Source organism: Dyella humi (genome assembly GCF_044904605.1).
GTDB lineage: Bacteria > Pseudomonadota > Gammaproteobacteria > Xanthomonadales > Rhodanobacteraceae > Dyella_B > Dyella_B humi.
In genome coordinates this window covers 264,899-278,929 of sequence record NZ_JADIKI010000021.1, presented here as the reverse complement: position 1 = coordinate 278,929, position 14,031 = coordinate 264,899, and the positions used below count along the sequence as shown (strand labels likewise).

Sequence of the window (14,031 nt, the reverse complement as noted above, 5' to 3'; positions counted from 1 at the left end):
GATTTTGCTAATGAACACGCTGCTGCTGGTGGCCGACATGGCACGCCGGGGCGAAGAGCGAAAAGAGGGGGCGGGCCTATGTGGTTTTTGTCAGAAAGTCCCGAAGAAAAGGCTGTTTTCTATGGCTTGCTCCATGGCTTGACGCCTGGCTTCGGGGATTAGCCACCATGGCCGCGGGCGCACTGTTATCGGCTTCATCCCCCTGCGAGCGGGTGGTTTCGGCGGGCCCCGTGCTCGCAAATAACTGCGATGACAGCTTTCTTGCGGCTGATATCGGCGGTACGCATGCCCGTCTTGCCCTGATGACGCGAGGGAGCGCCAGACAGCAGCCGCGCGTGTCCGCTTATCGCGTCTATCGCTGCGCCGACCATCCCCATTTGGAAGACATCGTCCGCAGCTTCTGCCAGGAACTCGACGCGCAACCGCGGGAGCTGGTGATGGCCTGTGCCGGCTACATGCATGCCGGCTCGGTGATCAACAAGAACCTGGCGTGGCCGGTGCTGTTGCAGCACCTGAAGGAGCGGCTGGCGCTGCATCACGTGTGGTTCCTCAACGATCTGCAAGCGCTCGCCTACGCAGTCGGACACGGCGCAGCAGCCAGCGCGACCGTGTTGAAAGCACCCATGGCGCGGGAAGCGCATGCCGGCCCGGTCATCGTGGTGGGACCCGGTACCGGCCTGGGCGCTGCGGTGTGGTTGCCCGGACAACCTTCACGCGTGATCGCCACCGAAGCAGGGCATACGCAATTGGCGGCGCGCGTCGGGCGGGAGCAGCAGGTACTCGCGCATTTCGCGCAGCCGGACAGCCACGTTTCGCACGAGATGGTGCTTTCAGGCCCCGGCCTGCATCGCATCTACACCGCGTTGTGCGCCATCCACGATCGCTATCCGTCGCTGCACGAACCTTCTGCAGTAACCGCCGCAGCGCTTGAAGGCCGCGACCCGATCGCGCATGAGGCGCTCACGTTGTTTTGTGGCTGGCTGGGTTCATTCGCGGCAGACCTGGCCATGCTCTACGGCGCCACCGGCGGCATTTATCTGGCCGGTGGCTTTTTGTTTCCGATGATCGATTTTCTGCGCACAAGCCCGCTGATCGAGCGCTTTCTCGATAAGGGCGTGATGCGTCCGTTCTTGCACAAGCTGCCGATTCGCGTGCTGGACCACGGCCACTACGGCGTGATGGGCGCGGCTGGCTGGCACTGGGATATGCACGTGGATAACGGCGCTCGTACGGGAGACGAGCGCAAAGCCTGCATCGCATTCAGCGATGCAGTTTTTCCACCAGACCGCTGAGAGCGTTGCGGGGACACTCGAAAGTCTGGTCAACACGCGGCAGTACATAGCTCGGGGAGAGCATTAATGACATTTCGCAGGTCTTTTTTATGTGCGAGCATCCTTTGTGGATTGAGTCTCGCCGTGCACGCGCAGGATACATCGCCCGTGCAGAGCACCAGTAACGACGCATCATCTCCGCAGTCCAAGAAAAAAGACGCCAAGACGCTGCAGACGATCACTGTGACCAGCTACCGCGGTAGCTTGGACAAGGCACTGAACATCAAACGCGAAGCCGGCGCCATCGTGGACGCCATCAGCGCGGTGGACATCGGCAAGTTTCCCGACACCAACGCGGCCGAATCGCTGTCGCATCTTCCGGGCATCACCGTGGACCGCCAGTTCGGCGAAGGCGAGAAGGTGAGCATCAACGGCACCGATCCCGCGCTGAATCGCGTGCTGCTCAACGGACAGACGATCGCTTCCGGCGACTGGGGCGGCAACCCTACCGACACCAGCGGACGTACCTTCAATTACACGCTGATTTCGCCGGAAATCATCGACCAGATGGAAGTGTACAAGTCGCCCGAAGCGCGTATCGATGAAGGCAGCATCGGTGGCACGGTGATCATCCACACCCGCAAGCCGCTCGATCTTCCAGCCAACACGCTGCGCGGTTCGGCGGGCTACAACTACAACGATCGTTCGGGGCAGGGCAATCCGCGCGGGTCGGTGCTGTATAGCTGGAAGAACAGCAGCAACACGTTTGGCGCGCTAGTTTCGCTAACGCACGACAAAGAAAATCTGTCGCGCGCCGGTATTGAGTTCTTCGGCTACGACACCGGTAGCGGCATTCCCAGCACGGCGGCGGTCACCGGCAGTGGCAACGTAGCAACCGCCAAGCTGCCTGTGGGCATCAACAGTTCGTACTTCCAGCAGACGCGCGAGCGCAATGGTCTGCAGACGGCGTTGCAATGGCGGCCGAACGACAAGAACGAGTTCAACCTCACCGGGCTCTACATCAAGGGCACGTACAACAACTACAGCGAATCGGAATACGTGTGCCCGGGCTGCGGCGACCACAACAAGATCACTGCGGTCACGTTGAATAACGGCTACATCACGTCCGGCACGGTCTCAGCGAACACCGGCAACGGCCAGCCCTATGCGGAACTGGACGCCAATTACCGCGTTACCCACGTCGATACCAAGAGCCTCAACCTCAAGCACGACTTCTACGGCGATCTGTGGACCTTTGAGAGCCAGGTGGGCTACACCAGCGCCACCGGCGGCAAGGATCCCGAATACCTGATGAAGTATCTGCTGCAGTCGGGCGGCTACAACTTCGGCTACAACGGCGTGAACACCAGCGTCAATTACGACAACGCCAACGCCAGCAACTGGGGCTTGGCTTCTGGGCAGCAGGCTGGCGGTATCTACTATTCGCGTACCGGCGATCGCGAGCGTTACGCGCAGTTCGATGCTTCGCGTGACCTCACCTGGGGACCGTTTACCTCGCTGCAGGTCGGCGGCAAGTACATCAATCACATCAATAACTCCAATGCCTACGGCAACTCGATCTACGCCACCAGCGACATCTCGCTAACCCAGTTCGACCCAAGCGGCACGCCGAGCGGCCTGTTCGATGGATTGGGCGCCAGCGGCAACCTCACCAACTGGGCCACGGCGAACCTCAGCGATGTGCAGAGCTATCTGAAGTCGTTGCCGCAAGGTGCTTACCACATCGACTATGGTTCGTCCTTCGGCGTGAAGGAAGTGACCAAGGATTTTTACGCGCAGCTCAACTTCAAGAGCGACATCGGCCTGCGCGGCAACTTCGGCGTGCGCTACGTCGATACTCAGGACACTTCCAATTACTGGAACAGCGTCAATGGTGGCAGCACCTTCTCGCCCGCCACGACGAATTCCTCGTTCAAGCGGCCGCTGCCCAGTTTCAACCTGATCTACGATCTGGACAGCGACAAGGTGTTGCGCTTCTCTGGTTCGAAGGTGATTGCGCGTCCGCGTTACTCGGATCTGGCCGGCGACTATACGATCGACGACAGTCAGCACACGGCGAGCGGCGGCAACCCGAATCTGCGGCCATACCAGTCAACCAACTTCGACTTCTCCGCCGAGTGGTATTTCGCACCCACCAGCTTGCTGTCGAGCGAGTTCTTCTATCGCAAGATCGGCACGTACATCATCACCAAGACCACCGACCAGACGCTGTACGACGTGACCACCGGTCAGAGCGCCACCTACAGCGTCAGCACGCCGGTCAACGCCGCCAACGCCGACGTTCGCGGCATCTCGCTGCTGTACCAGCAAGAGCTCGGTCTGGGCTTCGGCGTGCAGACCAACTTCACCTACGCGCACGCCAACACCACCAACGGCTACAACATGCCGTACCTGTCGCGTGACACGATCAACATCATCCCGTACTACGAGCATGGTCCGTGGTCGGCACGCGTCAACTACAGCCGGCGCTCGGCCTACTTCACGCAGATCGGCCGGCTGGATTCACAGGTATTCGCGGATGCGTACAAGGAACTGGATTTCACCGTTGCCTATCAGGTCAACACCTGGATGGGCGTGACCGCCAGCGCTACCAATCTGCTCGATTCCACCTACTACTGGTACAACGGCGTGAAGTACGCGCCCATCGGCATGTACAAGAACGGTCGCACCTTTGCACTGGGTGTGAACTTCAAGCTGTAAGTTTTCGCAGTACCGATCGCGGACCAGTATCTTCCCCTTACTCCCGCGATCGGTTTTTTTTATTTTTGTGATGGCCTCGCCATAATCTGTCCGGCCGTCATTCCCGCGAAAGCGGAGGCGCTTTACAACAGCGAAGCTGGTCAATCCATCTTCGACTTTTGCTTCAAAGCAAAAATGGATTCCCGCTTTCGCGGGAATGACGGCAAGGTAGGTTGGGGTGTATGGCACTATTGAGCCTCGACTCAGAGGGTGAAAAGGATTGAGAGCGATGAAACGGTCTTTGTTCTACTTTGGTGTAGCCATGGCTTGCGCGGCAGGCATAGCCGCTGCCCAACAATCACCCACAGCGCCTACCGCCAAGACACTCTCTCCGCAGGATGCCGACCTGGCGTGGCAGAAGGCCACCGCCAAGTTCGCGCCGCAGCGACAGGCCATTCTCTCCCGTGTCGCCAAGCATATGAACGATGGGCCGTTCCGGAACGACTGGGCTTCGCTGCAGCATTACAGCTCGCCGCAGTGGTACGACGACGCGAAGTTCGGCATCTTCATCCACTGGGGCGTGTATTCGGTGCCGGCCTTCGGCAGCGAGTGGTACTCGCGCAACATGTATCAGCAGAGCATGCCGGATTTCGCGCATCACGTGGCTACCTACGGCCCGCAGTCGAAATTCGGCTACAAGGATTTCATCCCCATGTTCAAGGCGGAGCACTTTGATCCGCAGGCATGGGCAAAGCTTTTCAAGGACGCCGGTGCGCGCTACGTCGTGCCGGTGGCGGAGCACCACGACGGCTTCGCCATGTACAACTCGCAATTGTCGGAATGGACGGCAGTGAAGATGGGGCCGCATCGCGACGTGATCGGCGAGCTGGAAAAAGCGGTGCGCGCCGATGGCATGCGTTTCGGTGTTTCCTCGCATCGCGCCGAGCACGACTGGTTCTTCGACGGTGGTCGCCAGTTCGATTCCGACGTGAACGATCCGCGCTATGCTGGACTGTACGGTCCTGCCGAGGCGCACATGGCGAAGGACGATCAGAACCTCGCTGACGACTGGACCTATGTTTCGCAAGCCTGGCTGGACGACTGGCTGGCGCGCACGGCCGAACTGATCGACGACTATCACCCGGATCTCATTTACTTCGACTGGTGGATCGGCCATCCAACCTTCCGCAACACCCTGCCGAAAATGCTGGCCTACTACTACAACGAAGGCGCCAAGCGCGACGGCGTGGTGGTCAATTACAAGCTGGGCGATTTTGCCGAAGGCGCAGGCACGCTGGATATCGAACGCGGTCAGCTCACCGGCATCCATCCCACGCACTGGCAGACCGATACGTCCATCAGCAATGCTTCGTGGGGATACATCAAGAACGACACGTATAAATCGCCGAAGGAGCTCATCCATCTGCTGGTGGACGTGGTCAGCAAGAACGGCAACTTGCAGCTCAATATCGGACCGCGTGCGGATGGCACGATTCCGGAAGATGCGCAAAAAGTGCTGCTTGCGATGGGCGGTTGGTTGAAGACCAATGGCGACGCTATCTATGGCAGCAAGCCGTGGCGCACGTTCGGCGAAGGCCCCACCGAAGTAGTCGGCGGCACGTTCCAGGACACCAAGACCAAGCCATATACGGCGGAGGATTTCCGCTTCACCACCAAGAACGGTGCGCTGTGTGCCATCGAGTTGGGCTGGCCGGAAGGCGGCAAGGCAGTGATCCATTCGATCAAGCCCGACGACCATGTGCGCGCGGTGAGTTTGCTTGCCAATGGTCAGCGCGTGGAATGGCAGCAGCAGCCGGATGGCCTGCATCTTTCGCTGCCGGCGCAACCCGTGGGCGACTACGCTTACGTCTATCGCATCGAACTGGCGCAGTGATGATGAAAAAGCTTGCCTGTTTTCTTGTCGCGGCACTGGCCTGCGGCGTGGCTTGTGCGAAGCAGCCCACGGCGCTGTTCTATTTGATGGGCACGCAGAAATCCACCAACTCCTTCATCGCGAACATCGACAAGATCGGCCTGCTGGTGCCCACCTGGTACGGCGTCGACAACCAGGGGCTGGTCAGCGGCGGGCCGAACCGTTACGTGCTGGATCTGGCCAAGCAGCACCGGTTGCCAGTCGAGCCGATCATTTCCATGTCGGCAGGGCGCAAGGGGTTTCATGATCTGCTGCATGACGAAATCGCTAAGCAGCACATGATCGAATCGATGTTGCAGCAGGCGAACGAACATGGCTACGACGGTTATCAGTTCGATTTCGAAAGCATCTCGTGGACTGACCGCGACGCGTATACCTTGCTGGTGAAGCAAACCGCCGAGGCGCTGCACAAGCATGGGCTTAAGCTGTCGATTGCGGTGGTGCCAAACGGCCCCGGTCACGCGGGAGAAGGGCAGTTTTCCAAGTGGATGTGGCAATACTGGCGCGGCGCCTACGATCTGGCCGCGCTGGGCAAATACGCTGACCTGGTGTGCCTGATGACCTACGACCAGCACACGCGTTGGACAACGCCGGGCCCGGTGGACGCCATGCCGTGGATGCTCGATCAGCTGAAGTACGCATTGACGCTGGTGCCGAAGGAGAAGCTTTCGCTCGGCATCGCGTTATATGGCTATCGCTGGTACACCGGCAATCCTGTACGCGATGACGGCACCGAGGCATCCAACATCTCAGCGACCTACATCGATGCGGACGAGTCGTTTCCGCTTGCTAAGGAACAGAAGGCTGTAGTGCAGTGGGATCCGGTGGAGCATGAATCCTGGTACTACTTCTACCGCGATGGCATGCGCGAATGGGTGTTCATGCCCGATGCGCACAGTTTCCGCGATCGCTATGCGCTGGTGAAGCAATACGATCTTGAGGGTTTCTGCGCTTGGGTGTTGGGTGCGGAAGATCCGAAGGTGTGGGATGAGTTGCCGGTGGTGGAGCGGTAAGCCACCGAGGCGTTTATATTCAACGCAAGGTCCGAGCTTGCCTCACCGTCATTCCGGCGAAGGCCGGAATCCAGTTCAAATATGCGTCCGAAGGACACACAAGCGATTTTGAGTGCTTCGCACAACGTATTGAAACTGGATTCCGGCCTTCGCCGGAATGACGGTAAGGCTAAGTTGAACCTCATGACAAGAGGGCAAGGGAGTAGGTCTTCAATCATGCGCATAAACTTTCCATGCCTTGTGTTGTGCAGTGTCCTGCTCGCATCAGCTAGCGCAACATTTGCGCAAGACACAACACCAAACACCAAAGCCGCCACTCTCGTCTCACAAATGACCCTGGCCGAAAAGGTCACCCAGGTCCAAAGCGGCGCACCAGCCATCCCACGCCTCGGCATTGCCACCTATGATTGGTGGAGCGAAGGCCTGCATGGCATCGCCCGTAACGGTTACGCCACCGTCTTCCCACAAGCCATCGGCTTGGCCGCAAGCTGGGATACGGCGCTGCTCGAGCAGGTCGGCACCACCGTATCTACCGAAGCGCGCGCGAAGTTCAACGCGATCGGTGCCGGCCGTGATCACGTGCGTTATCAGGGCCTCACCATCTGGTCGCCCAACATCAATATCTTTCGCGATCCGCGTTGGGGCAGGGGACAGGAAACCTACGGCGAAGATCCCTATCTTACCGGCCAGCTTGCGGTGAATTTCATTCACGGTATCCAGGGCGACGATCCGGCCCATCCGCGCGCCATCGCCACACCTAAGCATTTCGTCGTGCACAGCGGCCCGGAAGCTGGACGGCATGGTTTCGATGTGGACGTTTCGCCGCATGATCTGGAAGCCACCTACCTGCCTGCATTCCGAGCGGCGGTGACCCAGGGTTATGCCGATTCGGTGATGTGCGCGTACAACGCCATACACGGCACGCCAGTGTGTGCGGATGGCGATCTGCTGACGACGCGATTGCGTCATGACTGGGGCTTCAAGGGCTTTGTCGTGTCGGACTGCGATGCGATCGACGACATGACCAAGTTCCACTACTTCAAACCGGATAATGTGCAGTCATCCGCGGCATCCATCCAGGCGGGCACCGATCTGGATTGCGGCTCCGCCTATGCCGACCTGCTTGAAGCAGTGCAGAAGGGTTACGTAAAGGAATCGACGCTCGATACCGCGCTCACACGTCTGTTCGCGACCCGCTATCGCCTGGGCGAGTGGGGTGGTGGCGAGAATCCCTATGCATCCATCGGCATGGATCAGGTGGACAGCGCCGCGCATCGGAAGCTTGCTCTGCAAGCCGCGTTGGAATCAGTAGTGCTGCTGAAGAACGAGCATAGTGTTCTGCCGCTGCGTGCCGGCACGCGCGTGGCCGTGATCGGCCCGAATGCCGATACGCTGGAAACGCTGGAAGCCAACTACCATGGCACCGCCCGCGCACCTTTCACACCCCTCGAAGGGCTGCGCGAACGCTTTGGTGCAGAACGCGTGCGCTATGCGCAAGGTGCACCCATTGCCGAAGGCGTGCCGATTCCGGTTCCGGAAACAGCGCTGCGCAGTGCTAAGAACGGAAGCGCCGGTCTCACCGGCGAGTATTTCGACAATGTCGAATTTAACGGCAAACCTGTTTCGACGCGCACAGATCGCGTGATCGATTTCGATTGGGATCATGTCGCACCGGCTGATGGTCTACACGCCGACCGTTATGCCGTGCGCTGGACCGGTGAATGGCTACCGCCGGCGCCGGGCGATTACACGCTGGTCGTGCACGTGGATCGTTGCTTTGATTGCAACAAACAGCACGATCCGGTGCGTTTGTACGTGGATGGCCGGAACGTGCTCGACGATAGCGGTGACGATGCGCACATGCAGGCCGTGCTGCATGTGACCGACACTCATTCGCATGCCATTCGGCTTGAATATGTGCACAGCGGCCAAGATCAGGGCGTACGTTTGCAGTGGCTGGCACCGGCCGGTGCGCAACTGGCTGAAGCGGCCACCGTCGTACACGATGCCGATGCGATTGTGGCCTTCGTCGGCCTGTCGTCGGACGTAGAAGGCGAGGAGCTGAAGATCGACGTGCCCGGCTTCAACGGCGGTGATCGCACCGACATCGGCTTGCCACAACCACAGCAGGCGCTGCTCGAACGTGCGGCCGCCAGCGGCAAGCCGCTGGTGGTGGTGTTGATGTCCGGCAGTGCTGTCGCGCTGAACTGGGCGAAAGCCCATGCCGATGCGATAGTGGCGGCGTGGTATCCAGGACAGGAGGGCGGTCGCGCCATCGCGCAAGTACTGGCCGGCGACTACAACCCTGGCGGCCGTCTACCGGTGACGTTCTATCGTTCCACGCGGGATCTGCCGCCGTTCGTCAGTTATGCGATGCAAGGGCGCACGTATCGCTATTTCGAAGGCACGCCGCTTTATCCGTTCGGCTACGGCTTGAGCTATACGCATTTTGCGTATGCAGAGCCGAAGTTGTCAGCATCGAAGCTGGGAGCAGGCGCGAAGCTCACGGTGAGTGCCGTCGTCCGCAACGACGGCGACCGCGATGGCGACGAAGTCGTGCAGGTGTATCTGGATGCGCTGGATGATGCGCTCGCATCTCGCCACGCGCTGGTGGCATTCCAGCGTGTGCATTTGGCTGCGAAGGAAAGTCGTCGCGTAAGTTTCGAGCTCGATTCAAGGCAATTGAGTAGCGTTGATGCCGCAGGTTTGCGTGCGGTGCAGGCGGGACACTTTCGCGTGTTCGTTGGCGGCGGCCAACCTGGCTACACAGAGGGCGTAACGACGGTATTCACCATCAACGGTCACCAGGCATTGCCGCGATGAAGATGAAGCCGTTCTTAGCGGCGTGTTTGCTCGGGACGATACTGCTGTCGAGCGCAACGATCCACGCAAACACACTCATCACCATCGAAGGCACGCATTTCATCCGCGCCGGCAAGCCACATCAAATCCTCTCCGGTTCGATGGATTTTCAGCGCATTCCACGCGCGTACTGGCGCGATCGCCTGCGCAAAGCGCGCGCGATGGGACTGAACACGATCACCACTTACGTGTACTGGAACCTGGTCGAACCGCAACCGGGGCAGTTCGATTTCGACGGCAACAACGACGTAGCTGCTTTCGTGCGTGAAGCGCAACAGGAAGGGCTGGACGTGATCCTGCGGCCTGGGCCGTATGTCTGTGCCGAATGGGAAGCCGGCGGTTTCCCGGCCTGGTTATTCACCGATCCGCATCTGCACGTGCGCACGCAGGATCCGAAATACCTGAAGGCGGTGGAGCGCTATTTTCAGCGGTTGGGCAAGGAGCTGGCTCCGCTGATGGCTTCACACGGCGGACCGATGGTCGCTGTGCAGGTGGAAAACGAATACGGCTCCTACAGCGATGACCGTACGTACATGGAAGATATCCACCAGGCGCTGATTCGCGCCGGCTTTGGCACCGACCTCATGTTTACCTCCGACGGCGCGGAGGAGCTGCGCAACGACGCCTTGCCCGGCGTGCTCGCCGTGGTCAACTTCGGTACGGGCGAAGCGAAGAGCGCTTTTACGAAGCTCAAGGCATTCCGTCCCGACCAGCCAGCGATGGCTGGCGAATACTGGGCGGGCTGGTTCGATCATTGGGGTGAACCGCACGCGCAAACCGATGCCAACGTGCAGGCCAAAGAGCTTGCATGGATGCTGAGCCAGGGGTACTCGTTCAACCTTTACATGTTCGAAGGCGGCACTACCTTCGGCTTCATGAACGGCGCCAACTTCCAGGGCAATCCTACCGATCATTACGCGCCGCAGACCACCAGCTACGACTACGACGCGCCGCTGGACGAAGCGGGCAGGCCCAAGCCGAAGTTTGCGAAGTTTCGAGACGTCATCACAAAGGCCACCAGCATCACGCCGCCATCATTGCCTGCGTCCACGCCGTTCATGGACATTCCCGAATTCGCGCTTACCGAATCGGCATCGCTATGGGACAACTTGCCGGAACCCGTTTCGGTAGAGCAACCGCAGCCGATGGAGCAGTTCGGCCAGGCGTACGGCTACATTCTTTATCGCACTCAAATCAGTGGCTCGATTACGGGGCAGCTGTACCTGGGCGAAGTGCGCGATTACGCCTCGGTGTATGTGGATCGCAAGCTGATCGGCACGGTGGATCGCAGGCTCAAGCAGGTGAGCTTGCCTGTCACCATCGAAGCGGGCACGCATACATTGGATGTGCTGGTGGAAAACACTGGCCGCATCAATTACGGACCGCGTCTTGCGGATGGTCGCGCAGGGCTTGTCGATCCTGTGTTGATGGACGGTAAGCCATTGCATAGCTGGCAGGTGTATCCGCTGCCGATGTCGTCGCCGGATACGATTCGCGGCTGGACCACGCAAGCGGTCGCCGGGCCGGCGTTTCATCGTGGTCACTTCAAGATGACGGCGCCGGCGGATACGTTTTTGGATGTGAGCGCATTCGGCAAGGGCTTCATGTGGGTCAATGGCCACAACCTTGGACGCATCTGGGATATCGGTCCACAGCGCTCGCTGTATCTACCTGCGCCGTGGATGGAGCAGGGCGATAACACGGTGGTGGTGTTTGATCTGCAGGCGCAGCAGCAGCCGGTGCTGCGTGGAACGACGCAGCAGGTTTGGTACAAGCTGGACGTAAAGACGTCCAAATGATAGCCATGGGTGCACAGCAACACAGGTGCGTCACAAGCACCCCTCTCCCGAGCGGAGAGGGGCTTACTTGGTATGCAGCCCTGCTGCTGCTCGCCGCACCCATAACAGCCATGGCAAACAACCCCATCGTCCTGCGTGAATTCATCGCAGCGTCGCCTCCGACGAAGCAAAGCCACGCCTCGACCATCGTCGAAACCCCAACAGGCTTGGTCACTGCGTGGTTCGGCGGCAAGCAGGAGCGTGATCCCAGCGTGGGCATCTGGCTGTCGCGCCAGGTGCAAGGCCATTGGAGCAAACCGGTCGAAGTGGCCAATGGCGGGCAGGTGGACGGGCATCGCGAACCGACATGGAATCCTGTGCTGTTTCTTCCACGCCACGGACCGCTGATGTTGTTCTACAAGGTCGGGCCCGATCCGCAGCATTGGCGCGGCATGCTCAAGACGTCGGACGACAACGGTGTGCATTGGTCCGCCGAGCGCGTCTTGCCAGTGGGCATCCTCGGGCCCATTAAGGACAAGCCGGTGCAACTTGCGGACGGAAACATCGTCAGCCCATCAAGCACGGAACTGGGACGCTGGACGATCCACTTTGAACTTTCCACCGACAGCGGCGCTACCTGGCGGAGCAGTCAGCCTGTTCCCAACCCAGATACCATCGAAGCCATTCAGCCAAGCCTGCTGCCGTGGCCCAATGGGAAGCTGCAGGCGATTGGCCGCACCAAGCAGGATCGCCTGTTCTCCACCTGGTCCACTGACGGTGGGCAGACGTGGTCGGCGCTGAAGCTGCTGGACGTGCCCAACCCCAATTCCGGCATCGATGCCACCATCCTGACCGACGGCCGCGCTTGCCTGGTCTACAACCCGACCACGCATGGCAAGGATTGGTGGAATGGCCGCAATACCCTCGCCATAGCCATCTCGAGCGACGGCGAGCATTGGAAACAGGTACTTACGCTGGAACGCGGCCTTGGCGTGGAGTTCTCCTATCCGGCCGTTATCCAGACCAAGGACGGCAAATTGCACGTTACGTATACGTGGAAACGATTACGCATCGCGCATGTCGTAATCGACCCATTGGGTCTCTAAAGACAGATCCATTCCCTCCAACGACATAAATATGTTGTAGAGGGACACATACTGTTGCGTCGCGACTTGCCACGATCTAAACCCACCATATAAGCTCTTTACAAAAGTACAGATGAAATGGATATTCGTATATGAATGGGGCAGAAATCAGCACGCTGCCGTGCCGGAGGGGTTATGAGGGGTTCGATCCATTTGCGTACTAGGATGGCCATGACTCGACCGGTTTTCCGTGCGGGGTTCCAACGTGCGTGACGATGTTGGCTATCAGCGCTACGGCAACCCGCGTAATGCATCCACGTCGGACGCATTTCCTGGCGACGTTGCGCGCAACGACACGACAACATCCGTGACGCCTTTTCCCAGCACGCAAGACGTTTTCCTGGCAGCAGATGTCGGCGGTACGCATGCACGTATCGGCCTCATTGCATTCCAGCCCTCGCGCGGCGTTCCGACCACGCTAGCTTATCGCGTTTACAAATGCGCGGATTTCGCCAGCTTCGACGCCATCGTACATGCGTTCTGTGAGGAGTTCTCGGTCAAGCCTCAGCGTCTTGCGCTGGCTTGCGCGGGTTTCCTGCACGAAGGCGAGGTGATCAACAATAATCTGCGTTGGCCCATCATTCCGGCTGCGCTGGAAAAAACGCTCGCGTTGAGCGAAGTGAAAGTACTCAATGATTTTGAGGCGTTGGCTTATGGCACCGCCTATCTGGATCATGCCGGCGCCATCACGCTGCATGATCCACGCCGCAACAAGAGTGCCGAAGAAGGTCCGGTAGTGGTGGTCGGCCCAGGCACAGGATTAGGTGTAGCGGTGCGTCTGCCAGGTACGCCACCGCAAGTGCTAGCTACCGAAGCGGGACATATCCAACTGGCGGCGCGCGTCGGCCGCGAGCAGGCGGTACTCAGCGAGTTGGTTGCGCCGGACACGCATATTCCTTACGACTCGGTGCTGTCCGGCCCCGGCTTGCTGCGCCTGTATCAGGCTGTTTGCCATCTCGATGGCGTGCCGGCTGAACTGCACGAGCCAGCAGCAATCACCACAGCGGCGTGCGAAGACACGAATGCGCAGGCCGTGGAAACCTTGCAACTGTTCTGCGGATGGCTCGGCTCTTTCGCCGGCGATCTGGCCATGCTCTACGGTGCTACAGGGGGCATCTACGTGGCCGGCGGCTTTCTGTCGCGTATGACTGATTTCATGGCCAGGAGCAGCTTCGTCAGCCGTTTCCTGGACAAGGGCGTGATGCGTCCGTTTCAGCAGACCGTGCCCGTGCACGTGGTTGATCACGCGCAGCTTGGCGTGGTCGGTGCCGCGAGCTGGCTGATGAATCACGCCCCGCAAACTTTGCAGGATTGACGGGAGCGCCTGCT

At 59.6% G+C, this 14,031-nt stretch carries 8 protein-coding genes; all 8 read left to right on the top strand.

Annotated features, from left to right (window positions below; all coding sequences use genetic code 11):
- Positions 1–167: 167 nt before the first annotated feature.
- Positions 168–1,292 carry a glucokinase gene (locus tag ISP18_RS01745; protein WP_380016423.1) on the top strand — a complete coding sequence of 375 codons (1,125 nt, stop codon included), beginning with the start codon at positions 168–170 and terminating at the stop codon, positions 1,290–1,292.
- A gap of 66 nt (positions 1,293–1,358) precedes the next feature.
- The gene (locus tag ISP18_RS01740) at positions 1,359–3,992 is read left to right on the top strand and encodes a TonB-dependent receptor (protein WP_380016421.1); all 2,634 of its coding nucleotides are present in this window, start codon (positions 1,359–1,361) and stop codon (positions 3,990–3,992) included.
- Between the two features lie 301 nt (positions 3,993–4,293).
- Positions 4,294–5,865 carry an alpha-L-fucosidase gene (locus tag ISP18_RS01735; RefSeq protein WP_380017596.1) on the top strand — a complete coding sequence of 524 codons (1,572 nt, stop codon included), beginning with the start codon at positions 4,294–4,296 and terminating at the stop codon, positions 5,863–5,865.
- A complete protein-coding gene (locus ISP18_RS01730; RefSeq protein WP_380016419.1) occupies positions 5,865–6,917 on the top strand; it encodes a glycosyl hydrolase family 18 protein in 1,053 nt (350 codons plus the stop codon). Before ISP18_RS01735 ends, ISP18_RS01730 begins: the two co-directional genes overlap by 1 nt.
- 216 nt (positions 6,918–7,133) lie before the next feature.
- A complete protein-coding gene (locus tag ISP18_RS01725) occupies positions 7,134–9,740 on the top strand; it encodes a glycoside hydrolase family 3 protein (protein ID WP_380016417.1) in 2,607 nt (868 codons plus the stop codon).
- A complete protein-coding gene (locus tag ISP18_RS01720; protein WP_380016415.1) occupies positions 9,737–11,578 on the top strand; it encodes a glycoside hydrolase family 35 protein in 1,842 nt (613 codons plus the stop codon). Before ISP18_RS01725 ends, ISP18_RS01720 begins: the two co-directional genes overlap by 4 nt.
- A gap of 110 nt (positions 11,579–11,688) precedes the next feature.
- On the top strand, positions 11,689–12,663 hold the full coding sequence (locus ISP18_RS01715) for a sialidase family protein (protein WP_380016413.1): 975 nt from the start codon (positions 11,689–11,691) through the stop codon (positions 12,661–12,663).
- A gap of 244 nt (positions 12,664–12,907) precedes the next feature.
- Entirely contained in the window at positions 12,908–14,017 is a 1,110-nt protein-coding gene (locus ISP18_RS01710) for a glucokinase (RefSeq protein ID WP_380016411.1), read from the top strand.
- Positions 14,018–14,031 lie beyond the last annotated feature (14 nt).

Bases quoted from the DNA above. Each gene is read 5' to 3' on its own strand.
- ISP18_RS01745 (WP_380016423.1), top strand. From the start codon at position 168: ATGGCCGCGGGCGCACTGTTATCGGCTTCATCCCCCTGCGAGCGGGTG.
- ISP18_RS01740 (WP_380016421.1), top strand. From the start codon at position 1,359: ATGACATTTCGCAGGTCTTTTTTATGTGCGAGCATCCTTTGTGGATTG.
- ISP18_RS01735 (WP_380017596.1), top strand. From the start codon at position 4,294: ATGGCTTGCGCGGCAGGCATAGCCGCTGCCCAACAATCACCCACAGCG.
- ISP18_RS01730 (WP_380016419.1), top strand. From the start codon at position 5,865: ATGATGAAAAAGCTTGCCTGTTTTCTTGTCGCGGCACTGGCCTGCGGC.
- ISP18_RS01725 (WP_380016417.1), top strand. From the start codon at position 7,134: ATGCGCATAAACTTTCCATGCCTTGTGTTGTGCAGTGTCCTGCTCGCA.
- ISP18_RS01720 (WP_380016415.1), top strand. From the start codon at position 9,737: ATGAAGATGAAGCCGTTCTTAGCGGCGTGTTTGCTCGGGACGATACTG.
- ISP18_RS01715 (WP_380016413.1), top strand. From the start codon at position 11,689: ATGGCAAACAACCCCATCGTCCTGCGTGAATTCATCGCAGCGTCGCCT.